A 23,918-nucleotide genomic window follows, 5' to 3' on the forward strand; every position below is an offset into this window, starting at 1 on the left:
GCGTTTTTGTTTTTTTATTGCGCAAGGCCGATTTTAATCTTGACTCGGTCGATCATGAAATATTATGTAAGTACTACTGACGTAATTCAGTGTATCTCACCGCCGGAAAGCCGGCCATCAGGGAACGCGATGCGAACGATGACGATCATTATTTGCGAGAAAGCGGCCATCGCCGCCACGCCGTTTGCCGGCCGCAAAACGACCGTTCGCGCCATTAAACGCCGATAAGCAGAAGAAGAGGAGCAGCCAGGTCGCCTGCGGCTCCGCCCGCAGAGTGCCGGTTGCCGCGCCGAATTTCGGGAAAAGAGGGTGATGCCGCGCGAAATGCGCAACGAGAGGAGAGTGCCTTGAGTGTGACGGAGCAAAAATTCGGCCTTTACGATGCCGCTTTTGAAAAAAGCAGCTGTGGCGTCGGTTTCATCACCCGCAAGGATGGCGCGCAGACACATGATGTATTGAAGCGCGGCCACGAGGCGCTCTGTGCTGTGCCGCATCGCGGCGGCATGTCGGCGGAAGGTGTCGGTGACGGTGCCGGCGTGTCGCTCGACATCTCGCTCTCCTTTTTCCAGAAGCTGACGGGCAACGATACCTTGCAGGCCGGCCGGTTTGGCGTCGGCAATTTTTTCCTGCCGCAGAACCCAGCTTTCCATGAACAGGCGGTTGGCATTATCGGCAGCGCGCTGCAGCAGCAGGGGTTTTCGATCCTCATCGTCCGCGACGTGCCGGTGAATGACGCGGCCATCCGCCCGGCTGCCATCCCTTACCAGTTGCCGATCCGGCAATGGGTTTTTTCGGCTCCAGTGGAATGCGCAACTCTCGTCGAATTCGACTGGCGCATCCACAAGGCGCTGCTTGCCATTGAAGCGCTTGCCTATACGGTGCCGGAACTCACCGGTTTTTATCCGCTATCGCTCAGTGCGCGGACGCAGGTGCTCAAAGGGCGTCTGAACTCGCACGAGGTCATGCCCTATTTCTGCGACCTCACCGATCCGCGCCATGAAGTGCATACGATGTATTTCCACACGCGGTTTTCAACCAATACCGATCCACACCCCTCCATGGCGCAGCCTTTCCGCCTGATGGCGCATAATGGTGAGCTCAACACCGACAAGAAGAACCGGTTGTCGGAAGCGGCCGTGGCGCTGGCGAAGAATGCCAGCATCGTCAGGCCCAAGGGCCAGTCGGACAGCTGCCGGCTGGACCAGACCTTGCAGGCGCGGGTGATGGAGGATGGTCTCGACCTCGTCACCGCCGTGGTCTCGATGATGCCGCCGGCATGGGAAAACGATGATACCCTGTCGCCGGGCGTCAAAGCGATGCTGGAATATTTCTCGCTCTATGAGGAGAAGAATGACGGTCCGGCCGCGCTGATCTTCGGCGATGGCACCATCATCGGTGCCCGTCTCGATCGTCTCGGCCTGCGCCCGCTGCGCACCGTCGAGACGGAGGATTATCTCTGCGTCATGTCGGAGGCGGGGCAGATCGCCTTTCCGGCAGAAAGCGTCATCCGCCGCGGCCGCATCGAGGCGGGTGGCATGCTCTATTACGACCACGCCGAACGTCGCGCCTTTTCCACCGTCGAGGCGCTGGAGCTTCTGGCAGCGCGGAGGGACTATCCGTCGCTGCTGTCCGAATCCCGGGTAATGCTTGATGACTTACCGGAAGTGCCGGCGGAAAAGCAGGGCTCGCCGCTTCGTTACAATGGCGATCTGGAACGCCACCAGCGTTACGTCGCCTATTCGCACAATCAGGAAAGCTTCAAGTTCCTGATGGACCCGATGTTAGCCTCCGGCGCGGAAAAAATTTCGGCCATGGGTTACGGCAACGCCATCAACGCGCTTTCCGATCAGGAAGGCGGGGTTGCCAAGTATTTCTCGCAGCGCTTCGCGCAGGTCACCAACCCGCCGCTCGACAGCATTCGTGAGGCCGATGGCATGACGCTGCGCGTGGCTCTCGGCGCAAAGCCGAACAGCGGTGCAAAGAAGGCCCGCCAGATCGTCGTGCGCTCGCCGATCCTGACCCACCTCGACATGCTGCGCATTCGCGAGCAGCCGGAGACGCCCGTTCGCCGTTTCGAAATGCTCTATTCGCCGGTCTTCGACGTTGCGCACGCCAATGAAACGGCCCTGCGGCAGGCAATCGACGGCCTCTGCGGTGAGGTTGTGGCTTTTGCGGCTGAGGAAGGCGGCGTTGCCATCATCACCGACCGGCATGTCTCGGCAGGCCGTGCGGCTTTGCCGATGATCATGGTCGTCTCCGCCATCAATCAGCGGCTGATCGAGGAAGGCCTGCGGCTGCGCGTTTCGCTGATCGTTGAAAGCGGGCAGTTTTCCTCTTCGCATCACATTGCGGCGAGCCTCGGCTTCGGCGCTTCGGCCGTCTATCCGCTCGGCGTGCAATTCCGCGCCGAGGAGAAATTCGGTGCTGATGCCGACAAGGCCTTCAAGCGCTTCGCCAAGGCGGCCGAAAAGTCGCTGATGAAGACCATGGGCAAGGTCGGGCTGTGTACGGCGGAAAGCTATATTGGCGGCGAGTTCTTCGAGCCGAACTTCCTCGATACCGACGACGTGGTGCTGAAGCGTTATTTCCCGAATGTGAAGACGCCGGTCGGCGGCGTCAATTTCGCCGTCATTGCGCAGGCGGTGGCTGACTGGCACCGGAAGGCGCTGTCCGTGAAGGGTGAAAATGACATTCCCCTGCTCGGTCTTTTCAAGGAGCGCGCCGAAGGGGCCGGCCATTCCTATGGCACGACGGCCGTGCGCGGCTTCGTGGACATGACGGAGGAAAAGATCGGTTTCGACAAGGGAACCGATAATGAAGAGGCGCTACGCCTCCTGCCGCTCAACCGGCTGGAGGATGCCTTCGGTCTCAACGATGCGGCCTATTATCACAACAGCTTTGACCGGCTGACCCCGGAGGCGATCGACGCCTTCGAGGTAACGCCCGGCTATCGCGCCTTCGCCCGCATGATGGCGGAAGAAAGGTCGCGCCGTCCTGCCGCCCTACGCGATGTTCTGGAGTTGCCGGCCGATGTGACATTCGCCGGTTCGGCAGAAGAGTTCCGCCGGGAAATGGGTCGCTTTTCCCGGCATGGCAATAACAGCTTCATGGTGCGCGGATTGCTTTGCGAGAGCGCGGGAGACGGTGCGTTCCGGCTACAATTGACCGGCCCGCAGGGTCATGAACTTGCCCGGCTTGCCGCACTCGGCCAGTCATTGCTCGACCGCTTCGGAACGGATATCCCCGGCCATTGGCTGGAAGGCGGCGCGCTGCTGGTTCAGGCAAAGGGCGAGGCATTCACCTACCTGTCTCTCATCCGTACCGCGCCGGCAGGCATTCCGCTTGATGCCGTGCAGAAGGCCAGCGAGATCACCAAGACCCTAGCATCGGGCGCCATGAGCCATGGCGCGCTGGTCGCGGCTGCCCATGAGGCGGTGGCGCATGGCACCAATATGGTCGGCGGCATGTCCAATTCGGGTGAGGGCGGCGAGCATATTTCCCGTTACGGCACCATCCGCGCCTCCCGCATCAAGCAGTTCGCCTCCGGCCGTTTCGGCGTCTGGGCCGGTTATCTTGCCGATCCGATGCTGGAGGAAATCGAGATCAAGATCGGCCAGGGTGCAAAGCCGGGCGAGGGCGGGCAATTACCGTCTCCCAAGGTGACGGTCGAAATTGCCGCCGCGCGCGGCGGCACGCCGGGCGTCGAGCTTGTCTCGCCGCCACCGCATCACGACACTTATTCGATCGAGGATCTGGCCCAGCTCATCCATGACGCCAAGGCGGCGCGTGTGCGCGTCATCGTCAAGCTCGTCTCGTCGGAAGGTATCGGCACGATCGCGGTCGGCGTCGCCAAGGCTGGGGCGGATGTCATTAACGTTGCCGGCAATACCGGCGGCACGGGTGCAGCCGCCGTGACCAGCCTCAAATATACCGGCCGTGCGGCGGAAATCGGCATTGCCGAGGTGCATCAGGCGCTTTGCGCCACCGGCCTGCGCGCCAAGGTGCTGCTGCGTTGCTCCGGCGCGCACCAGACGGCGAGCGACGTGGTGAAATCAGCACTTCTCGGCGGTGACAGTTTCGAGTTCGGCACCACGGCGCTGATGATGCTGAAATGCGTGATGGCGAAGAACTGCAACATCAAGTGCCCAGCGGGTCTCACTACCAATCAGGAAGCTTTCAACGGTGATCCGCGCGCGCTGGCGCAATATCTCATGAACATCGCCCATGAGACCCGCGAGATCCTGGCCGCACTCGGGCTGCGCTCGCTGCGCGAAGCACGGGGCCGTTCCGATCTTCTTCACCTTCTCGATCATTCGGCCAGCGTCGGCCAGCTTGACCTCCGGGCGATGCTTGCCGTGGTCGAGGAAGTGAAGATCGACAACCCCGTCTATATGGAAAAGGACTTCGCGCTGGACGATGCCTTCATCGAACTCGTCCGCTCGGCACTGATCGACAGCAGACGGGAAAACATCGAGCTTGGCGGCAATCGTTTCCTCAACAATTGCAACAAGAGCGTCGGCGGCCAGCTCGCCGTCGATATCGAGCGCATGCTGAACCACGAGCTTTCCGACGAAGAGGCGGATGCGCTGCCGGCAGTGAAGCAGGACAGCCGTGGCCGCCGGTTCCTCGAGGCTGGGTCGGTGCGCATCGATACTTCAGGGTCGGCCGGGCAGTCCTTCGGCGCTTTCTGCAATGACGGCATGGTCATGGTCCATACCGGCACCTGCAATGACGGCGTTGGCAAAAGCGCCTGCGGGGGCACCATCGTCGTACGCTCTCCGGGCGGCGGTTCGCAAGAGGCTGGCGGCAATGTGCTGGTCGGCAATTTCGCGCTGTTCGGCGCCACTGGCGGCCGCACTTTCGTCGAGGGTCAGGCGGGCGACCGTTTCGCGGTGCGTAACTCCGGCGCGACCGCCGTGGTCGAAGGCGTGGGCGATTTCGCCTGCGAATACATGACCAACGGTGCCGTTCTCAACCTTGGCAGTTTCGGCAAGGGTTTCGGCAACGGCATGAGCGGCGGTTTCGTCTATCAGTATGATCCCTATGGCGATCTGCCGAAGAAGGTCAGCCACGATTCCATCCTGCTCGGTTCGATCACCGGTGAGGACGAACAGGCCGCGATCCACAATCAGGCCGTCCACCAGCTTTTGACCTGGCATGTCGCGGAGACCGGCTCGGCCAAGGCCGCATGGCTTCTGGAAAACTGGGAGAGCGAACAGCACAATTTCGTCTATGGCATGCCGCGCGCCCTGCTGCTTTATCAGGACAGCGATGAAATTCTGAAGGCGAAGCCCCGCAAGGAGCTGCTGGAGGAACTGGCATCTGCGCTTGCCGCCCATCAGGTGCGGAAGTTCAAGCTCGCTTACCGCGACCGTAAGGCCGTTTTGAACGGAACCGTACCGGGTTATGGCGAGACGGACACGGAGGACATGTATGCGCTTCTCAACAACTACACGGTGTTGAGCATGGCGCAGGCAATCGCCCTGCAGCGGCTGCCGATGGCGGCGGGCCCTTCCGATCCCGCAATCGAAAAAGCCGTACGCAATCTCATCCTCACGGAAGACTACGCATTGATGCAGCGTTTGCTGAAATACGCCCGCGAGGCGCTCTCCGATCATAGCGATGAACAGCTTGCGGTGATGATCGCCGCCAAGCGTCTCGACGACTACAAGCAGGCGCTGGCGCGCCGCAACATCTGGTCGGTGGACAGCCCCGGCACCTATGGCTGGATCATTCAGCAGAACCGGAAAAACATCGAGAGGATCGGCCGTCTGCCGGGCTTCGAGGAGCTTTTCGCGGTGCGTGCCATTCCAGATCTCGCCACCGCATCCAGCCACAGGGCAGCATGATGAAGATACCTTATATTCCCGAAGACGCGCCCTTCAATGGTGATCAGCGCGCATGGCTTTCCGGTTTTCTGGCCGGGCTCCATTCCCGCGCCGCCATAGGTATGGAGACTTCTGTTGCCGCCGCCGCCCCAAAGGCGGCGGCCAGCCTGCTGAATATTCTCTTCGGCACCCAGACCGGCAATGCCGAGGCGCTGGCGATGGATATCGCCGCCGCAGCGCGTGCGCAGGGCATGCGGCCGGTGGTGGCTGCGCTGGATGATGTCTCGATGGACGGTCTCGGTGCCATGAAGCGGGTCATCGTCGTCACCTCGACTTACGGCGAAGGTGAAATGCCTGACAATGCCCAGCTTTTCTGGGAAGCGCTTGCCGCGGATACCGCCCCGCGTCTGGACGAGATGAATTTCGCCGTCCTTGCGCTTGGCGATACCGGTTATGATGGCTTCTGCCAGGCGGGCAAGCTCATCGATACGCGGTTCGAGCAACTTGGCGGCAAGCGGATGAAGACGCGTATCGACTGCGATATCGACTTCGAGGATGCGGCCGCCGCATGGATCGGCGAGACCCTGCCGCTTGCGCTTGCTGTCGACGGCGGCAATGCGGCAGCTGTCATGCCCGATGTCGCCGAACCTACTGTGCCGACAAAGCAGGGCTGGAACCGCAAGAATCCCTATTCGGCTGAGGTGAGCGTCAATCGCCGCCTGTCCGGTCCCGGATCGTCCAAGGAGATTCGTCACTACGAATTCGGTCTCGGCGAAAGCGGGCTCGACTATGAGGCGGGTGATGCTCTTGGCGTCGTGCCCCTGAACGATCCGAGACTGGCGGGCGCGCTGCTGGAACACTTCGGAGCGGCCGCGGACAGCCAAATCAGCGGGCTGGACCGGCCCGTTGGTGATGCGCTTCTCAACATGTTCGAGATATCGACTCCCTCGCGCGAACTCGTCGCCGAAATCGGCAAGCGTGCGGGGCATGAGGAACTCAGCCACATCATCGCAAACGGAGACAGGGAGCAGATGGCCGCCTTTCTCTGGGGCAAGGATATTCTCGACCTCATCAATCTCGGCGGAAAGCCGCTATTTGATGTCGCTGAATTCGTGACATTGCTGAAGCCGCTGCAGCACCGGGCCTATTCCATCTCCTCCAGCCCTCTGGTTGCGAAAAACAGCGTGCATCTGACGATTGCCAGCGTTCGTTATCGCGCCGAGGGCCGTGAGCGTGGCGGCGTGTGCTCCACCTATCTCGCCGACCGGGTGGAGGCTGGGCGGAATGCCAGAATTTTCGTCTCGCCGAACAAGTCATTCCGTGTGCCGCAGGACAATGATGCGCCTGTTATCATGGTGGGACCGGGCACGGGCATCGCGCCCTTCCGGGCATTTCTGCAGGAACGACAGGCGCGCGGCGCCAAGGGCAAGAACTGGCTGTTTTTCGGTGATCAGCACCGGCAGTCGGACTTCATCTATGAAAACGAACTTGCCGACATGAGCCGCGACGGCGTGCTGACCCGTCTCGACCTGGCCTTTTCACGGGATCAGGTGGAGAAGATCTATGTCCAGACACGTATGCGGCAGAACGGCAAGGCGCTCTATCAATGGCTTGAAGAGGGCGGTTATTTCTACGTCTGCGGTGATGCGACCCGGATGGCGAAAGATGTCGATGATGCCCTGCATAGTATCGTCAGCGATGAGGCCGGCATTTCTGCCGAAGCGGCAAGCGATTATGTGAACCGGCTGAAGCGCGAAAAACGCTATCTGCGCGATGTCTACTAGAGATTTCCCTGGATGAAAGATTACCGTCTGCGCCCAACTGCGTCAGCAATTGGTGCAGGCGGTCTCTGTATCGCGCTGCTTGAAAAAATAATCACGGCCGATGGTGATCGACTTTACCCCGGATGAGGAAATATCTGTCATGAACATCAGCAATTCATGCGGGATGGAAAGCTCGACATGGATGAGGAAGCTGTTTTCCGCGAGCAGCCGTGTCGGAACCGCGACCGCTGATCCTACCGCGTAGGGTCTCTGGTTTTTCTCATTCCAGGACCAGACAATTTTGGCCTGCTTCTGCGCGTCGATCTTGATGCCGCTGATCTTCAGTTGCAGACCCTTTGTGCTGTAGGGCGCAAAGACGGCGGATGCGACATCTTGCATGCCCGCAAGATAGGTTTTGTCGACGGAACCCGTCTTCGATATCAGGTCGTTGATAGTGGCGGCGGCACTGCTTGCGCGTTTGTAGGTATTATAGCCGATCGTCAACTCGAAAGAGGTCACATAAAGCGCGAGCAATATAGGGAAGAGGATCGCAAACTCCACCGCGCCCACGCCGCGCTTGTCTTTTGCAAAGCTTGAGGCGAGCGCCATCAGGCGTCGTTTGCACTTCGTCGCGACGGACACCATCCCTGCCATCATGAGCCCCCGCTTGTGATGTATTTCTCGTTCATGAAAGCACCGGTCGCGACAATGAGGAAATGCGAGGGCATCGACCCGTCGGCCGGTCGGATCTTGGTCAGATACGGCCGGATGATATCGGCGATCACACGCCAGCGATAATAGACGCGCAACATGTTGATGGTTTCCGGTCCACCCGGCTTGAAGCCGAATTGGGCCGTATCAAGATCGTAATATTCGCCAAAGGCTTTGAGCGGTATCTTGGTCGGAATATCCTTGAAGGCGGTGAAGGAGCGAAGATCGATATAGAGTTTCTGTTCCTTTTTGATCTCATCCGCCGAGCAGGTAATCATCACTGAAACTTCATTACAGAAACTCTTGCGAAAATCCTCTTTCGAAATCGAACTGCTTATCTGCCCGGTCCTCAGACGCCGGGCCATGTTTTCAGTGGCATTGACGACCACCTGTTCTGCCATCATGGCGATGAAGGTTTCGATGATCGCAAAAACAACAAGGAAATAGGGAATGGCGAGGATCGCAAATTCGATGGCTGCGGTCCCGTCGCGTGAGACTCCGAATTTTTCCAGCAATGGCTTCAGTCTGGCCAGTCGCATGAGGTGGTGTCTATCTCTAAGAATATGCGGCAAGCGCAACCGTTGAATTTGTTGCGGACCATAACCACCCGATGTTTAAATTCAGTTACTCCAATGAATTATACTTTAGTGAATTCCGAAATTGATACGACCCGCAATATAAAAGCCCGGCACATGGCCGGGCTTTTGTCGAAATTGAAAACGGGCGATTATTCCGCATCCGCTCTGGAGAGAACCTCCAGCGTCGGCGTGGAGGTGATGTTATAACCGCAGTCCACATAGTGGCACTCGCCGGTAACACCACGCGAGAGACTGGACAGCAGGTAAAGTGCCGATCCGCCGATATCATCGATATCCGCCGTCCGCCGAAGCGGCGCGTTTTTCTGGTTCCATGCGTAGATCGCCCGCGCATCCGAGATGCCGGCGCCCGCCAGCGTGCGGACCGGACCGGCCGAGATGGCGTTGACGCGGATATCGCGTGGGCCGTAGTCGGCGGCGAGATAACGAACCGATGCCTCAAGAGCCGCCTTGGCGACGCCCATGACATTGTAGTTCGGAATGACGCGCTGTGAACCATTATAGGTCAGCGTCAGCATGGAGCCGCCGTTCGTCATCAGTTCGGCGGCGCGCTTGGCGATTTCCGTGAAGGAGAAACAGGAAATGACCATGGTGCGGCTGAAGTTCTCCCGCGTCGTATCCGCGTAGAGACCCTTCAGCTCATTCTTGTCGGAAAAGCCGATAGCGTGGACGATAAAATCCAGCGAGCCCCATTTTTCGCGGATCGTTGCAAACAGGGCGTCGACCGAGGCGATATCCTCGACATCGCATGGTACGATGAAATCGGATCCGAGTTCGGAGGCGAGCGGTTTCACACGCTTGCCGAGTGCTTCGCCCTGATAGGTGAAGGCGAGTTCCGCGCCCTGCGCCGCAAGCGCCTTGGAGATACCCCAGGCGATCGAGTGATTGTTTGCGACGCCCATGATGAGGCCGCGTTTACCCTGCATGATGCCGTTCATTGGCAATTATCCGTTATGACGCTGGAAGACGAGCGTGGCGTTGGTGCCGCCGAAGCCGAAGGAATTGGAAAGGATGGTGTCGATCTTGGCGTTGTCGATGCGGCTGCGAACGATCGGGACGCCTGCAAATTCCGGATCGAGCTCGGAAATATGCGCGCTTTCGCCGATGAAGCGTTCCTGCATCATCAACAGGCCGTAGATCGATTCCTGAACGCCGGCGGCACCCAGCGAATGGCCGGTGAGCGACTTGGTCGACTGGATATGCGGGATCCTGTCGCCGAAGACTTCCCGGATCGCGCCGATTTCCTTGCTGTCGCCAACCGGCGTCGAGGTGCCGTGGGTATTGATGTAGTCGATATCGCCCTTGACGGTGGAAAGCGCCTGCCGCATGCAGCGGATCGCGCCTTCGCCTGAGGGAGCCACCATGTCGTAACCGTCGGAGGTCGCGCCGTAACCGACGATTTCGGCATAAATCTTGGCGCCGCGCGCCTTTGCATGTTCCAGCTCTTCGAGAACCAGCACGCCAGCACCGCCGGCAATCACGAAACCGTCGCGATTGACGTCATAGGCGCGCGAGGCAACGTCCGGCGTATCGTTATATTTGGACGACATGGCACCCATGGCGTCGAAAAGGTTGGACATGGACCAGTCGAGATCCTCATGGCCGCCTGCGAACATCACGTCCTGTTTGCCCCACTGGATCATTTCAGCCGCGTTGCCGATACAATGCGCCGAGGTGGAGCAGGCCGACGAGATGGAATAGTTGACGCCGTGGATCTTGAACCAGGTGGCGAGCGTGGCCGAAGCGGTGGAGGACATGGCCTTCGGCACGGCGAAGGGGCCGATGCGCTTCGGGCTGTTGTTCTTCAGCGTGATATCGGCGGCTTCGACGATGGTACGGGTGGAAGGACCGCCCGAACCCATGATGATGCCGGTACGCTCATTACCGCTGATATCGCTCTCTTCGAGACCGGAATCGGCGATCGCCTGCTTCATGGCCACATGGTTCCACGCGCCGCCCTGCGACAGGAAGCGCATGGCGCGGCGGTCTACCAGATCGGTCGGGTCGAGAGAGGGCTTGCCCCAGACCTGGCATTTGAAACCGTGTTCGGCAAAATCCGGCGAAAATGAAATGCCGGATTTGGCATTGCGCAGGGATGCGGTGACTTCAGCGGCATCACCGCCGATGGAAGAAACAATACCGAGGCCGGTGACAACAACTCGTCTCATGAAAGGGACCTTTTCTTAAGATTTCGGCTGGACGACCGAAGCCGCCCGGCGTTTGTCAGGACTATTCCGTCTGCCTCAGGCAGCCTTTTCCTTCGACAGGCCTACGCGCAGGTCCGTCGCCTGATAAATGGTTTCGCCGTCCGCCTTCAGCCAGCCGTCGGCGGTGCCGAGCACCAGACGACCGCGCATCACGCGCTTGAAATCAATACCATATTGAAGGAGCTTCGTGTGAGGGCGAACCATGCCCTTGAATTTCACTTCGCCGGTGGAAAGCGCCATGCCGCGGCCTTCTTCGCCCAGCCAGCCAAGGAAGAAACCCGTCAGCTGCCACATGCCGTCAAGGCCGAGGCACCCCGGCATGATCGGGTTGCCCTGGAAGTGGCAGGGGAAATACCAGTCGTCGGGGCTGACATCATATTCGGCACGGATGAAACCCTTGTCGAAGGCGCCGCCGGTTTCGGAAATTTCGGTAATGCGATGGACCATGAGCATGGGGGGCAATGGGAGCTGTGCATTTCCCGGGCCGAACAATTCGCCGCGACCGCAGGACAGGATCTCCTCATAATTGTAACTTGATTGCCTCGTTGCCATACCGCTTTCACTTCCCCAGTTACTGGTGTTGATCGACTTCACTAGAGCAAGTTAGGTTCAAAATGAAGCGCTGCAAGGGCAGAGGCCGCTCGGGCGTCATTCTTTGTCTTCGAACCTTCTTTGCAGAAGTCATTACCTCAATATGCCGTCCGCATACAGGAACCATCCGGCTGGAACCAGAGGAAATTTGCAAGAATGGCCGGTTTGCCGCCATTTGCCGCGCCTGACGGCGCTGAAACTATTGAAAGCGCTCGCTGCAAAAGATATATGCTAATGCAATTGATGAGTTTTACTCCTGTGCTCGGAATGGGATTGCATGGCATTTGACGCCACATTGGATATCGGAACGAGGCTGCGGCGCTCGGGGCTGCGCCCCACGCGACAGCGTGTGGCTTTGGGCGATCTTCTCTTCGCAAAGGGCGATCGCCACCTGACGGTCGAGGAACTGCATGACGAGGCGGTCACAGCCGGCGTGCCCGTTTCTCTCGCCACGGTCTACAATACGCTGCACCAGTTCACCGAGGCCGGTCTTATCCGCGTTCTCGCTGTGGAAGGCGCCCGCACCTATTTCGACACCAACGTTTCGGATCACCACCACTTCTTCGTGGAGGGCGAGAACGAGGTTCTCGATATTCCCGTCAATAACCTCCAGATCGACAATCTGCCGGAAGCGCCCGAAGGCATGGAAATCGCCCATGTGGACGTGGTCATCCGCCTTCGCCGCAAGCGTGGCTGAAGCTCTTTGTCCGATAACGGATGTGAAAATGGCGCCCATGGGCGCCATTTCTGTTTTCATCGGTCGTTTTTATATGTCACTTCATGACATCTTCTGGCCGCCTGCCTGGCTTGGCCTTGTAGGGCGGGAAAGTCCAGCCGAAGATCAGCGCGCCGGACCGGATGCCAAATGCCGTCAGGAAACCCGCCGCTGATGCGGCATAAAGCGGCGCGCCGAAAAAATAGACGACAATGAAGGTGGAGGAGCCCAAAAGCGCGCAGGTGATATAGATTTCCGGCCGCAGGAGCACGGAAGGTTCCCCGGCGAGAATATCGCGCAGTACACCACCGAATGTCGCCGTCAAAACGCCGGTGACGATGGCGACTGTTGCAGAACCGCTGGCGGCAAGACCCTTGGCTGCTCCCATGACGCAATAGGCGGAAAGGCCGAGCGCATCGAGCCAGATCAGCACCCGGTAACGGGATTCGAAGAGATGCGCGGTGAAGAACAGCAGCACCGCGACCGAGACGCAGACGAGAATATAGGTGGGGTTTATCACCCAGAACACCGGCGTCCTGCCCAGCACGAGATCACGCACCGTGCCGCCGCCAATGCCGGTCGCGGCTGCGAAAAACAGGAAGCCGATCAGGTCGAGCTGCTTGCGCGAGGCGGCGAGCGCGCCGGTTGCGGCAAAGACGGCGACCCCGGCATAATCGAGAAAACCTAGAAGCGTCATGAAAAGGTTCCCCCCGGAAACACGGGCTGCGAACACGTCAGTGTCGCGCAAGCACTAAACTCTAGGCTGGCCGCCCGGATGATCGCAACATCCATAACCGAAACGGATGCAAAGGAAAATGCCGTGCGAATCGCTCTCGTTGCCGCTCTTCAGGCGCTGGTTCTCTTGATGTTTCCGGTGACACTCTCGGCGCAGCAGCAGCTGGTAAGTGACCCCGAGATTTATGAAAAGGACCATTTCCGCAACGAGTGCAAGGTGGCGGCCTTCGGCGACGATTTCGTCACGCGGCTGGATATCAACAATGACGGGCTGATGGATGCCGTCGTCAATCATGGCGTTCTCGATTGCGATGGCGAAAAAGGCCGTGCCTGCGACGAAGAGGGATGCCCCTATAATTTTTACGTCCAGGTGAAAGAGGGCGGTTATCTGATGATCGCGACGGCCCGGATTTACGGTTATGATTTCATCAAGCGTTTCGGCAACATGGTTTTCGTGCTGAAGATGCACCCGCGTTATTGCGAGCGGACCGACAAGGAGCCCTGCCTGATGACGGTGCGGGTGCGCGGCACGAAATTCGTCACCATCTCGCGAAAGTGACGGCGACGATTGTCATGGCGTAATCCGCCGTATTTTGACCCTTTGATTGTAGCGCTGCCGAAGCGAGCGCGGAATGATGAAGGTGGCGATGGCGACGGCGAAAACCGTGGCCGCAACCACCCACAGGGCATTGGACTGCAGCGTGGCGCCCAGAATGGCGCCGCAGATCGCGCCGCTGATCATCCCGAGCCAGGGCACGATCTGAATGCCCCAGTCTAGGCTCCGTTCGCCCAGAAGAAAACGGCCAATGCCGCGGCCGAAGCGGGAAAGAGCGCCTGTCACATAGGTAAGCCCGATCGGTAGTCCCTCTATATGTTCGACGGCGGCGTTGACCATTCCCATGGCGAAAACGACGCAATAAAATTGCGCGAGAGCGGAGGCCTCGTCGCCGAGCAGCGCGGCAATGATCACCAGCGATCCCACCGCCATCAGGACGGCAAAGATGCGCCGGTCGAACTTATGCGCCACCACGATGCCGCCGGCATTGCCCGCCACGAAGGCGATGATCGCGAAAAGCAGTTTTGCGGCATGGGAATAGAGGCCGGCCTCCACCGAAACGGCGGCGCGCGTGGTGTTGCCGGTCATGAAGGACACGAAGTCGCCTGAAATATGCAAGCCCACGGCATCCGTCATGCCGGCGATGAAGGAAATGGCGGCAACCAGCGCAATTCCAGTTCCGGTCCGCCTTGCTCTGATGATACTGCGACGTCTTTGTCTGGTCATGGTAAGAGCTCGATATGGAAAAACAGCATGCCCGTGCAGAGGGCCGTGTTATCCTATGTCTAGAATGCCGGGCGGTGCGTTTGCAATCGTTCTGGAGGCGCTCGGAAGCTTCTATTTTGTCTAGACAAATATAAAATCCCTGCCTACCATGCCTCAAATAAAGCGAAAAACAACATCGCACAAAAATAAATCAAAAGGGGTTCAGATCATGAGAAAAACGTGGGTTCTCGCCACCATTGCAGCGCTCGTCTCATCCGCTTCAGCCTATGCCGAGACGTCGGTAACGATCGGCATGTCCGGCTGGACTGGTTTTGCGCCGCTGACGCTTGCCAAGCAGGCCGGCATTTTCGAAAAGAATGGCCTGAAGGTCGATATCAAGAAGATACCGCAGGCCAGCCGGCATCTGGCCCTTGCTTCTGGTGATATCCAGTGTGCCGCCACCACGGTGGAGACATGGATCGCGTGGAATGCCAATGGTGTGAAATCCACGCAGATTTTCCAGATGGACAAGTCTCACGGCGCCGATGGCATTGCGGTGCGCAGCGATGTCTCGAAGATCACGGATCTCAAGGGCAAGACGGTTGCAGCGTCTGCGCCGGGCACGTCCCCTTATTTCTTCCTTGCCTGGATTCTCAAGGAGAATGGTCTGACGCTCAAAGACGTTAAAGTCGTCAACCTTGAGCCGGGACCGGCCGCGCAGGCATTTGTCGCCGGTCAGAACGATGCAGCCATGACCTATGAGCCCTATCTCTCCACAGTGCGCGCCGCGCCCGACAAGGGCAAAATCCTTGCGACGACGCTGGATTACCCCGCCGTCATGGATACGTTCGGCTGCACGCCGGATTTCCTGAAGGCCAATCCGCAGGCGGCGAAAGCCCTGGCGGACAGCTATTTCCAGGCTCTCGACCTCATCAAGTCCGACCCCGAAAAGTCCTATGAGACGATGGGAGCGGATGTGAAGCAGGCGGGCGAGGCTTTTGCCGCTTCGGCAAAGTTCCTCGAATGGCAGAACAAGGCCGCCAACCAGAAGTTTTTCGAGGGTGAATTCAAGACCTTCTCTGAAAAATCGGCCGATCTGCTGCTGGAAATCGGCGTGATAAAGTCGAAACCCGATCTTTCGACACTCGCGGATACCTCCTTCATCAAGTGACAGAAAAAGGCGGCCGCATTCCCTGCGGGGAATATTGCGGCCAAAAATAAGTGAGAGCGTCGATTGTGTGTCACGAAAGGCGCAGGGCGTTCTGATGGCGCGGCGAAAGTGCCGCGCCGGTTTTCCGGACAGGCGACAGATGCAACCTCTTCAACCCATCAGGAACAGCACGAGAATTGCTCTCGGCATTCTGTTCTTCGTGCTGTTTTTCTCCGCCTGGGGCTTTGCCACGCTGGGCGGTTTCGTGTCGCCGACCTTTCTGGCCGACCCCATCACCATGCTGAAGGACGGCATCTATCTCCTGACCGATCAGGGTTTTGCCAGCGATATCGGCATGACGATCTGGCGCGTGGTGGGCGGTTTCGTACTGGCATCGGTCGTTGCCGTGCCTGTTGGCATCGCCATGGGAGCTTATAAGCCCATCGAGGCGCTGCTTGAGCCCTTCGTCTCCTTCGCGCGCTATCTGCCCGCTTCCGCCTTCGTGCCGCTGCTCATTCTCTGGGCCGGCATCGGCGAGATGCAGAAGCTGCTGGTTATCTTCATAGGTGCGGTGTTCCAGATCATCCTGATGGTGGCCGTAGCGGTTGCCGGCACGCGCCGGGATCTGGTGGAGGCAGCCTATACGCTGGGCGCGAAGGACCGGGGCGTGGTGCGCCGTGTCCTCATTCCCGCCAATGCGCCCGATATTGCCGAAATCCTCCGCCTTGTCCTTGGCTGGGCCTGGACCTATGTCATCGTGGCGGAACTGATCGGCGCTTCCTCGGGGATTGGCTATATGATCATCAACAGCCAGGCGCTGATGGCGACCGGCCAGATCATCTTCGGCATCATCGTCATCGGCATTATCGGCCTCATTTCCGATTTCGCGTTCAAATCGCTGAACCGGAAGCTTTTCGCCTGGAGGCTTGCCTGATGAGCGAACTCGTTATCAAGGGCGTCAGCCGCATCTTTCCCGGCGTTCAGGGTGGGCAGCCGACGCTGGCCTTGCAGCCGACGAATCTGGAAATCCCCCGCAATGATTTCGTCACCATCCTCGGCCCGTCGGGATGCGGGAAATCAACCCTGCTGCGCATCATCGCCGGTCTCGACCGCCCGACGACGGGTGAGGTCCTTCTCTCCGGCAAGGCGGTGACGGGCCCGGGGGCGGATCGCGGCATGGTGTTCCAGTCCTATACGCTGTTTCCCTGGCTGACGATCCGCGAAAACGTCGCCTTCGGCCTGCGCGAACGCGGCGCGGCCGAGAAGGAAAAATGGGAGATTGTCGATAGCTATATCGACAAAGTCGGCCTGCGCGGCTTCGAAAACCATTGGCCGAAACAATTGTCCGGCGGCATGCAGCAGAGAACGGCCATTGCCCGCGCTCTGGCGAACGGCCCGAAAATCCTGCTGCTCGATGAGCCTTTCGGCGCTCTCGACAACCAGACGCGTGGGCTGATGCAGGAATTGCTGCTCGGTATCTGGGAGCGGGAGCAGAAGACGGTCATTTTCGTCACCCATGATATCGAGGAGGCGGTCTTCATGGCGTCGCGTGTGGTGACCATGTCCGCAAGGCCGGGCCGTATCAAGTCGATCACACCGGTCGACCTGCCGCATCCGCGCCACTACACCGTCAAGGCCAGCCCGGAATTTTCGCAGCTGCGCGCCAAGCTTACGGAGGAAATACGCAGCGAGGCGATTGCCGCCGCTGCCCATGGATAGTCGATCCGGCAAAAAGGAGGATGGAAGCATCGGGATGAGGAGCACAGACGCCGATCTTCAGGAGAAATCGCTACACGAGCGCATCCGCAATGATGTCGAGCGCCACATCATGTCGGGCGAATGGCCGCCGGGTTATCGTATTCCCTTCGAACACGAGATGACCCGGCAATATGCCTGTTCGCGCATGACGGTGAACAAGGCTCTCGGCGAACTGGTGCAGCGGGGCCTGATTGAAAGACGCCGGCGTCTCGGCACTTTCGTTCGCCAGCCCCATGCGCAATCGGCCGTGCTGGAGATCCATGACATTGAACGGGAGGTGCAGGCGCTCGGTCTCGTTTACGGTTATCGTCTCGACAAGCGACATCTGCGCCCTGCAGGGGAAAAAGACGGCGCAGCCATGGCCCTTGCGGCCGATGCCCCGGTTCTGGAACTCACCTGCACGCATTTTGCCGGCGGCGTTCCCTTTTGCCTTGAAGAACGCATCATCAATGCCACCGCCGTTCCTGACGCCGAATTTGCGGATTTTTCGCAGGTTGGGCCAGGAACGTGGCTGCTGAAGATGGTGCCCTGGAGCGCTGCCGAACATCGGATCAGCGCCGTTTCCGCCGACCGTAAAAATGCGATGGCGCTGGGTATCGCTTCCGGTGCGGCCTGTCTGGTCATTGATCGGCGGACCTGGCATGGGGCGGATCATATTACCCGCGTCCGGGTCACCTATCCCGGCGATCGACATGCGCTCATTGCGCAGTTTTCACCCTCACAGAACAGCTGAATACCGTCGATCGGTCAATTTTTTGTAAAGAAGAGTTTACGGGTTGTCTTTTGGCAATATAATAGTTGTCAAAAGAACTCAGGTTTATTATCGGAACGTCAAGCTTTCACGACGGCATCCGTTGATGGCCCCGGTTTAAAATCCGGTCAATCTGCGGATGAGTTCATCGACGGAAATCCGGGATAAAAATTATGTCAGCTGAGACCTCAACTTCCTCCGCATCTTTCAACAGGGCAAATACAACACGGCATCTCTCCCTTGCCATGGCTGTCACCTTGCTGGCCGGCTTAAGCGCCGGCGCGGTTTTCGCTCAGACGGCATCGGAAACCCAGATACAGCCGGCACCGCAAACGGAAGCGGCTCAGCACGCCCAACCGGCGGCTCCTGCAGCGCCGAGTGCTCCGGCCACCGCGCCCGTTCAGCCTTCTGCGACAGCGCCGGAACAGCCGGCCGCCACCGCGCCCTCGCAGCCCCAGTCAGCTCAGCCTCAGTCAGCTCAGCCCGCACCGGCCCAGCCTGCTCCCGCTCAATCCGCAACTGATCCCGCGCCGGTGTCCGAAGGTGCCGCGCCGCAGCCGACGCAGACCGAACAGCCCGCGCAGACGAACCAGACGGTCGCGCCGAGTGAAACCTCCACCCCGCTGGAGCCTGTGAGCGCCGAGCCCGCGAGCGCCGAACATCGTGCTGATATCCCGCACAACCTGTCCCCCTGGGGCATGTTCATGGCGGCGGACTGGGTCGTGAAGGGTGTGATGATCGGGCTTGCCTTCGCATCGCTCGTTACCTGGACGGTCTGGGTGGCGAAGTCCATCGAGCTTGCGGGTGCACGGGTGCGGGCCGGTGCGACGCTCAAGGTCATTCGCAGGGCAAAAACCTTGAACGAGGCCACCGAGGCAGTTGAAAAGAGGGGCGGTCCGGCAGCCTTGATGCTGCGCATGGCAACCCACGAAATGCAGCTTTCCGATGCGGTGGTCGAACATACCGACGGCGGCGGCATCAAGGAGCGTGTGTCCTCGGCGCTGTCGCGTATCGAAACCCATGCCGGTCGCCGCATGTCGCGCGGAACGGGTGTTCTGGCGACCATCGGTTCCACCGCTCCCTTTGTCGGCCTGTTCGGCACCGTCTGGGGCATCATGAACTCCTTCATCAGTATTTCGGAATCGCAGACCACCAATCTCGCCGTCGTCGCGCCTGGTATTGCCGAGGCGCTTTTGGCCACCGCCATCGGCCTCGTCGCCGCTATTCCGGCCGTGGTGATCTACAACGTCTTCGCCCGTTCCATTACCGGATACCGGCATCTGCTGGCGGATGCGGCAGCCGGCGTGGAACGCCTCGTCAGCCGCGACCTCGATTTCCGCCGCATTCCGCCGGGCAGTGCGAGCAAGCCCGCCGTGTCGCTGGTTGGACGGTGATTGGTCATGGCTGGCGGCATTCGCGAAAATAGCGGAGACGATCTCTCCGAAAACCACGAGATCAACGTCACGCCCTTCATCGACGTGATGCTTGTTCTGCTCATCATCTTCATGGTGGCCGCACCGCTCGCCACCGTTGATGTGAATGTCGATCTGCCGGCATCCACCGCCAAACCGGCGGAGCGCCCGGAAGAGCCGCTCTATCTGACTGTCAAGGACGATCTGTCGCTCAATCTCGGCAATGATGCGGTTGCCCGCGAAGCATTGGCGGCAGCTATCGACCGGCAGACGGGTGGCAAGAAGGATACGCGCATCTTCCTGCGCGCCGATAAAGCGGTTGATTATGGTCACTTCATGGAAATCATGAACCTGCTGAGAGATGCCGGCTATCTGAAGATCGCCCTTGTAGGGCTGGAAAACGCGGCTGCCGCATCGCAGCCCGCTGCCGCTGGCCAACCAGCAGCGCCGGCGGGGCAGGGAACCGCGCCATGAGTGAAAACGGCTATCCGCAGGCCCGGCATTCCCGTCTCGGGGAAGTGACGCTGTGGTCCGCCGCGGCGGTGCTCATGCTGAGCGTTCATGCCGGGTTTGCCTATTATCTGATGCAGGAGCCGGAGGAGCTGGATGCTGGCGGGCCGCCGCCTGCCGCGATCATGATCGAAATGGCGGCGATACCGGAAGCCGTCAACACCGAAGAAACGACGCAGGCGCAGGATGTCGAAGACGCCGAAGAGGTAAAGAGCGACAGCAGCGAACCGGTGGAGGAAGCAGCCCCCGAAGAGCCGCCGCCACCGGAGCCGGTGGCGGAAACGCCGCCGCCAGAGCCGGTGGCGGAAACGCCGCCGCCAGAGCCCGTGCAGCCACCGGAACCGCCGGTCGAGGAGATCGTCGAACCGCAGGAAATTCCCGAGCCGGTGGAGCCGATCGATCCCGTTCAGGAACAGATGATGGCGGAACTCGAAAATGTCGAGGTTCCCTTGCCCGTCATACGGCCTCCGCCGCCACCTGTCGAAAAGAAGGTGGAAAAGAAAGAGCCGGAAGAGAAAAAGAAGGTCGAGCGCCAGCGTCCCAAACCGCAACAGGCCTCAGACTTTCGGGAAACGGCCAAGATAGAGGCTCAGCAGTCCGACCGAACGGCGGCATCGCGCAGTAATGCCGGCTCCTTCTCGTCCTCGTCCGTGTCAAATGCTGCCTGGGATGCGAAAGTGCGCTCGGCGATGCGACGGCGACTGGCCCGTTCCGCTGGAAATTCGGGAATGGCCATTACGGTTTCATTCAAGATAGACAGCGGTGGTTCCGTCGGCGGTGCGAGGATTATTTCATCTACCGGTGACTCGGCAATGGACCAGAAGCTTCTGGCCGTCATACAAAAAGCGTCCGTCTCGCCGCCGCCTCCAGGGGCAAATACGAGTTTTACGCTGCCGATTCTTTTCAAGTAAGGTGAAACAGCCCGACTGCAAAAGGGCATCCCGACTCGGGAGAGGATGGGATGCCCGGTTTATTTTCCATGTTGATTTGCAGCGACCGTATACCGCAGAGTAGGACCAATCCGTCCCATCGCATGCAAGCCAACAGGAATCACGAAAATCATGAAATTCTCAATCGCAGAGGCGGAGGATCTCGTATCCTCTATCTTTGAGCGCAACGGCGTTCTGCCGCAAAACGCCCGTTCGGTGGCGAAGGCGCTTGTCGCCTCCGAGGCGGCTGGCCAGGGTGGCCACGGTTTTCGTCGCATCCCCGTCTATGTCCGCCAGGCGCGGGTTGGAAAGGTTGATGGCAAGGCGCGTCCGGTGGCGACGCGCGTGAAGCCGGGTGTGCTCTCCATCGACGCCAATCACGGTTATGCCTATCCGGCGATCGATTGCGCCCTTGGGGAGTTGCCTGAAATGGCCCGGCAGCAGGGCATCGCGCTCGCCGCGATCCACCGCTCCCATCATGCCGGTGTTATGGCGCTGACCGTCGAGCGGCTCGCCGAAATGGGTCTTGTAGCGCTCATGTTCGCCAACGCGCCCGCATCCATGGCGCCCTGGGGCGGCAGCAAACCGCTTTATGGAACCAATCCAATCGCCTTCGCCACCCCCGTCGGCGGCGCCGATCCGCTGGTCATCGATCTCGCGCTCTCCAAGGTCGCGCGCGGGAAGATCATGGCCGCCCGCCAGAAGGGTGAAACGATCCCCGGCGACTGGGCGCTCGACAGAAACGGCCGGCCGACGACCGATCCCGAAGAGGCCATAGAGGGTACTATGGTGCCCGCAGGTGAGGCCAAGGGTGCTGCGCTGGCGTTGATGGTAGAGATCATGGCCGCCGCGATTACCGGCGGGAACTTCGCATTCCAGGCTTCTTCGCTTCTGGACGACAAGGGCGCTCCGCCCTCCCTCGGCCACACGATCATCGCCATTGACCCGGTATCGTCGGGCGGCGCGGCCTTTACCGAGCGGCTGGCGCTTATCGCCGGCGAGATCGAAAAACAGGAAAATGTGCGTCTGCCCGGTCGTCGTAGTCAGGGTATTCGCAAACAGGCGCTGGAAAGCGGCATCGTGATCGAAAGCGATATTCTGGCCGAAATTCAATCGCTCTAAAGTCCCCACAATAATAAACCCGGCGGGTCGAATAGGACCCGCCGGGCAAACCGTAAATGGCTGCTTTGCATCTGCGTCGATAGGGCGGGACATCATGTCCAGCCCACCTTTGGTCCGCCATCCCGCCATTGATATGGAAGGATTTTGACGCAGAAAGCCGCTCATTCGGTTTTCAGCTTACGGGAGGGGACGTTCGCGTAAGCTTGGACTTGAGCAGGTGGTGACTACGCTTCCTGTTCGATCAGGCCGCGCAGCAGTGCGATGCTGACGGCATTCAGCAGATTGGCCGCGCCCAGCCTTTGGCGCACGCGTTCAAGAGTATCCTTCACGTCTGCTTCGTCCGCACCTGTAATCAAGGCGACGTGGGAGGGATGCTTGCCTCTCGCCACCAGCCCGAGATATTGCCGCTCACGCTCCGAAAGGATGATTTCGCGTGTCTGGCGATGTTCATGCGGCGTATTTGAAGACATTTCTTTCAGCCTCAAAAGAGATTGACCTTCCCGGGGCACGATCAGGCAATGGTTCATTCCCCGAAACCAGCTCGCTAACCGCTCTGTCTAGACGCGAACAGAAACGTTAGTTTCGCCAATAGGTTTCATCTGGCATCGGGAATTATGCAGTAAAAGGCCGCGGCGCGGAGCTTCCAAGCTCTGGAATGTTTTTGGCCACACCCTAGGGATATGCGGCGCTCTAATAGGCGATGTACTACGCCGATAGAATAACATCTCGCGCCAAGTTTTTCGTTTTATTGTTATGTTTCGGCACATATTGCGATGAGGGGCGACATATTTCTCAAATTAAATGCGTCATTCCGAAATATTGATACCGTAAACATGTATCATCCGGTGGAATGATGCGCGTGTTTCTTGCGAATGTCCGTCGGTGTTGCCCCGAACCAGCGGGAAACGGAACGCGAAAACGCACCTGGCGTCGAATAGCCAAGCCTGTAACTGATGTCGGATACCGGAAGATCGCTTTCCACGAGGAGTTTAAAACCGGCGTTTTTGCGAATGGCATCCTTTATCTCGTTGAGATTGGTGCCGAGCTCAGCGAGCCGCCGTTGAAAACTCCGTTCCGACAGGTTGAAATAGGGAGCGATCTCGCTGAGCGAAAGCTCGGCATCCGAGAGCCGCATCTGCATATACCGCTTCACCTGGTCGATGAAATGGGTCGCATCCGCCGATGTCTCCGGTCGCAACATGCGGCATTGCAGATTCATCAGTTCGAACAGCCGCTCATCCGTATTCGGATTGACCACATCGAGAAGCGATACCGGAAGACGCATGGTATGGATCGGCTGGGAAAAACTGACGCGCCGGGTCATTTTTTCTTTAAATAGCTGAATATTATTCGGTTTCGGCCGCTCCAGACCGATCTCGATCTGGTTGATACGATCTCCGAGAATATCACGGAGGCGCTGTACCAGGACGGCGAGCGATAAATCCACATATTGATCGCGTTTGGCAATCACCGGTGCGAAGGACCATGACAGGGTTACCTGCGTGGCATCCGTTACCATGGTGAAATTGCTGTTGTTGGTGGCGTAATAGACATGGTCCTGAAGAAAGCGCAGGAAGGCCCGTACCGTCGGCGCGCTGATCAGGCCATATCCGAACGCGCCGGATGCGCCCGCTGGAAAGGCGGAGGCGCATTGCAGGCCAAAGGCGTCGTCACCGGAAATCAGTGCGCAGGTTTCGAGCAGACGGGAAAATCTATCGAGGCTGATGCGTTCCGTCAGGCTGCTGAATGTGGCGGGATCAATATCAAGAGCCTTGCAGATGGGAGTGATATCGATGCCCCGTGAACGGGCATAATTGCTGACGCCGGCAGCCAGACCGGCCACCACACTTATCTCGTCACTGACCCTTTTTTCAGGCAT

Annotated in this window: 21 protein-coding genes; 12 read left to right on the plus strand and 9 right to left on the minus strand. The window is 59.2% G+C overall.

The window, feature by feature from the left end; genetic code table 11:
* The first annotated feature begins 347 nt into the window (after positions 1–347).
* Positions 348–5,849: a glutamate synthase-related protein gene (locus QRN60_RS00400; protein WP_129565479.1), complete on the plus strand. Its 5,502-nt coding sequence runs from the start codon at positions 348–350 to the stop codon at positions 5,847–5,849.
* Positions 5,846–7,612: a sulfite reductase subunit alpha gene (locus tag QRN60_RS00405; RefSeq protein WP_112277496.1), complete on the plus strand. Its 1,767-nt coding sequence runs from the start codon at positions 5,846–5,848 to the stop codon at positions 7,610–7,612. Before QRN60_RS00400 ends, QRN60_RS00405 begins: the two co-directional genes overlap by 4 nt.
* Before the next feature lie 42 nt (positions 7,613–7,654).
* On the opposite strand, the gene QRN60_RS00410 is transcribed toward QRN60_RS00405, so the two are convergent.
* From QRN60_RS00410 to fabA, 5 genes are all read right to left on the minus strand, one after another.
* Complete coding sequence (locus tag QRN60_RS00410; RefSeq protein WP_060727113.1) at positions 7,655–8,248, minus strand: TadE/TadG family type IV pilus assembly protein; 594 nt, start codon at positions 8,246–8,248, stop codon at positions 7,655–7,657.
* A complete protein-coding gene (locus tag QRN60_RS00415; RefSeq protein ID WP_003507270.1) occupies positions 8,245–8,841 on the minus strand; it encodes a TadE/TadG family type IV pilus assembly protein in 597 nt (198 codons plus the stop codon). Before QRN60_RS00415 ends, QRN60_RS00410 begins: the two co-directional genes overlap by 4 nt.
* Positions 8,842–9,029: 188 nt before the next feature.
* Positions 9,030–9,836: an enoyl-ACP reductase FabI gene (fabI, locus tag QRN60_RS00420; protein ID WP_020011230.1), complete on the minus strand. Its 807-nt coding sequence runs from the start codon at positions 9,834–9,836 to the stop codon at positions 9,030–9,032.
* 6 nt (positions 9,837–9,842) lie between these two features.
* A complete protein-coding gene (fabB, locus tag QRN60_RS00425) occupies positions 9,843–11,066 on the minus strand; it encodes a beta-ketoacyl-ACP synthase I (RefSeq protein ID WP_060722740.1) in 1,224 nt (407 codons plus the stop codon).
* 75 nt (positions 11,067–11,141) lie between these two features.
* Complete coding sequence (gene fabA / locus QRN60_RS00430) at positions 11,142–11,657, minus strand: 3-hydroxyacyl-[acyl-carrier-protein] dehydratase FabA (RefSeq protein WP_003507274.1); 516 nt, start codon at positions 11,655–11,657, stop codon at positions 11,142–11,144.
* Positions 11,658–11,973: 316 nt separating this feature from the next.
* Between fabA and irrA the strand changes: the two genes are divergently transcribed.
* Positions 11,974–12,393, plus strand: a complete 420-nt coding sequence (gene irrA, locus QRN60_RS00435) for an iron response transcriptional regulator IrrA (protein ID WP_003507276.1) — start codon at positions 11,974–11,976, stop codon at positions 12,391–12,393.
* A 76-nt stretch (positions 12,394–12,469) separates the two neighbouring features.
* Here the strand turns inward: irrA and QRN60_RS00440 are convergent, their stop codons facing one another.
* On the minus strand, positions 12,470–13,108 hold the full coding sequence (locus tag QRN60_RS00440) for a trimeric intracellular cation channel family protein (protein WP_003507278.1): 639 nt from the start codon (positions 13,106–13,108) through the stop codon (positions 12,470–12,472).
* A gap of 78 nt (positions 13,109–13,186) precedes the next feature.
* Here QRN60_RS00440 and QRN60_RS00445 point away from each other — a divergent pair, with 78 nt between their 5' ends.
* A complete protein-coding gene (locus QRN60_RS00445) occupies positions 13,187–13,705 on the plus strand; it encodes a hypothetical protein (RefSeq protein ID WP_060722742.1) in 519 nt (172 codons plus the stop codon).
* A gap of 12 nt (positions 13,706–13,717) precedes the next feature.
* On the opposite strand, the gene QRN60_RS00450 is transcribed toward QRN60_RS00445, so the two are convergent.
* Positions 13,718–14,428 carry a YoaK family protein gene (locus tag QRN60_RS00450; RefSeq protein WP_129564661.1) on the minus strand — a complete coding sequence of 237 codons (711 nt, stop codon included), beginning with the start codon at positions 14,426–14,428 and terminating at the stop codon, positions 13,718–13,720.
* 208 nt (positions 14,429–14,636) lie between these two features.
* On the opposite strand from QRN60_RS00450, the gene QRN60_RS00455 reads away from it, so the two are divergent.
* The 8 genes from QRN60_RS00455 (at position 14,637) to QRN60_RS00490 (ending at position 22,039) form a co-directional block, all read left to right on the plus strand.
* Positions 14,637–15,578 (plus strand): ABC transporter substrate-binding protein, encoded by a 942-nt coding sequence (locus tag QRN60_RS00455; protein ID WP_129564660.1) that lies wholly within the window; start codon positions 14,637–14,639, stop codon positions 15,576–15,578.
* A gap of 139 nt (positions 15,579–15,717) precedes the next feature.
* A complete protein-coding gene (locus tag QRN60_RS00460) occupies positions 15,718–16,491 on the plus strand; it encodes an ABC transporter permease (protein ID WP_020810313.1) in 774 nt (257 codons plus the stop codon).
* Positions 16,491–17,276 carry an ABC transporter ATP-binding protein gene (locus QRN60_RS00465; RefSeq protein ID WP_111791721.1) on the plus strand — a complete coding sequence of 262 codons (786 nt, stop codon included), beginning with the start codon at positions 16,491–16,493 and terminating at the stop codon, positions 17,274–17,276. Before QRN60_RS00460 ends, QRN60_RS00465 begins: the two co-directional genes overlap by 1 nt.
* A 34-nt stretch (positions 17,277–17,310) precedes the next feature.
* Positions 17,311–18,048 (plus strand): histidine utilization transcriptional repressor HutC, encoded by a 738-nt coding sequence (gene hutC / locus QRN60_RS00470; protein ID WP_003507296.1) that lies wholly within the window; start codon positions 17,311–17,313, stop codon positions 18,046–18,048.
* A 191-nt stretch (positions 18,049–18,239) separates the two neighbouring features.
* A complete protein-coding gene (gene exbB, locus QRN60_RS00475) occupies positions 18,240–19,460 on the plus strand; it encodes a tonB-system energizer ExbB (protein WP_112207316.1) in 1,221 nt (406 codons plus the stop codon).
* Positions 19,461–19,466: 6 nt separating this feature from the next.
* Positions 19,467–19,952 carry a TonB system transport protein ExbD gene (gene exbD / locus QRN60_RS00480; protein ID WP_003507299.1) on the plus strand — a complete coding sequence of 162 codons (486 nt, stop codon included), beginning with the start codon at positions 19,467–19,469 and terminating at the stop codon, positions 19,950–19,952.
* Entirely contained in the window at positions 19,949–20,899 is a 951-nt protein-coding gene (locus tag QRN60_RS00485) for an energy transducer TonB family protein (RefSeq protein WP_129564659.1), read from the plus strand. Before exbD ends, QRN60_RS00485 begins: the two co-directional genes overlap by 4 nt.
* A 150-nt stretch (positions 20,900–21,049) precedes the next feature.
* Entirely contained in the window at positions 21,050–22,039 is a 990-nt protein-coding gene (locus QRN60_RS00490; protein WP_111791723.1) for an Ldh family oxidoreductase, read from the plus strand.
* Positions 22,040–22,263: 224 nt separating this feature from the next.
* On the opposite strand, the gene QRN60_RS00495 is transcribed toward QRN60_RS00490, so the two are convergent.
* Positions 22,264–22,509 carry a helix-turn-helix domain-containing protein gene (locus QRN60_RS00495; RefSeq protein WP_003507304.1) on the minus strand — a complete coding sequence of 82 codons (246 nt, stop codon included), beginning with the start codon at positions 22,507–22,509 and terminating at the stop codon, positions 22,264–22,266.
* A gap of 368 nt (positions 22,510–22,877) precedes the next feature.
* Positions 22,878–23,918 carry an AraC family transcriptional regulator gene (locus QRN60_RS00500; RefSeq protein WP_035213083.1) on the minus strand — a complete coding sequence of 347 codons (1,041 nt, stop codon included), beginning with the start codon at positions 23,916–23,918 and terminating at the stop codon, positions 22,878–22,880.

Origin of the sequence: Agrobacterium sp. CFBP2214, assembly GCF_030209895.1 — a bacterium.
Classification (GTDB): domain Bacteria; phylum Pseudomonadota; class Alphaproteobacteria; order Rhizobiales; family Rhizobiaceae; genus Agrobacterium; species Agrobacterium radiobacter.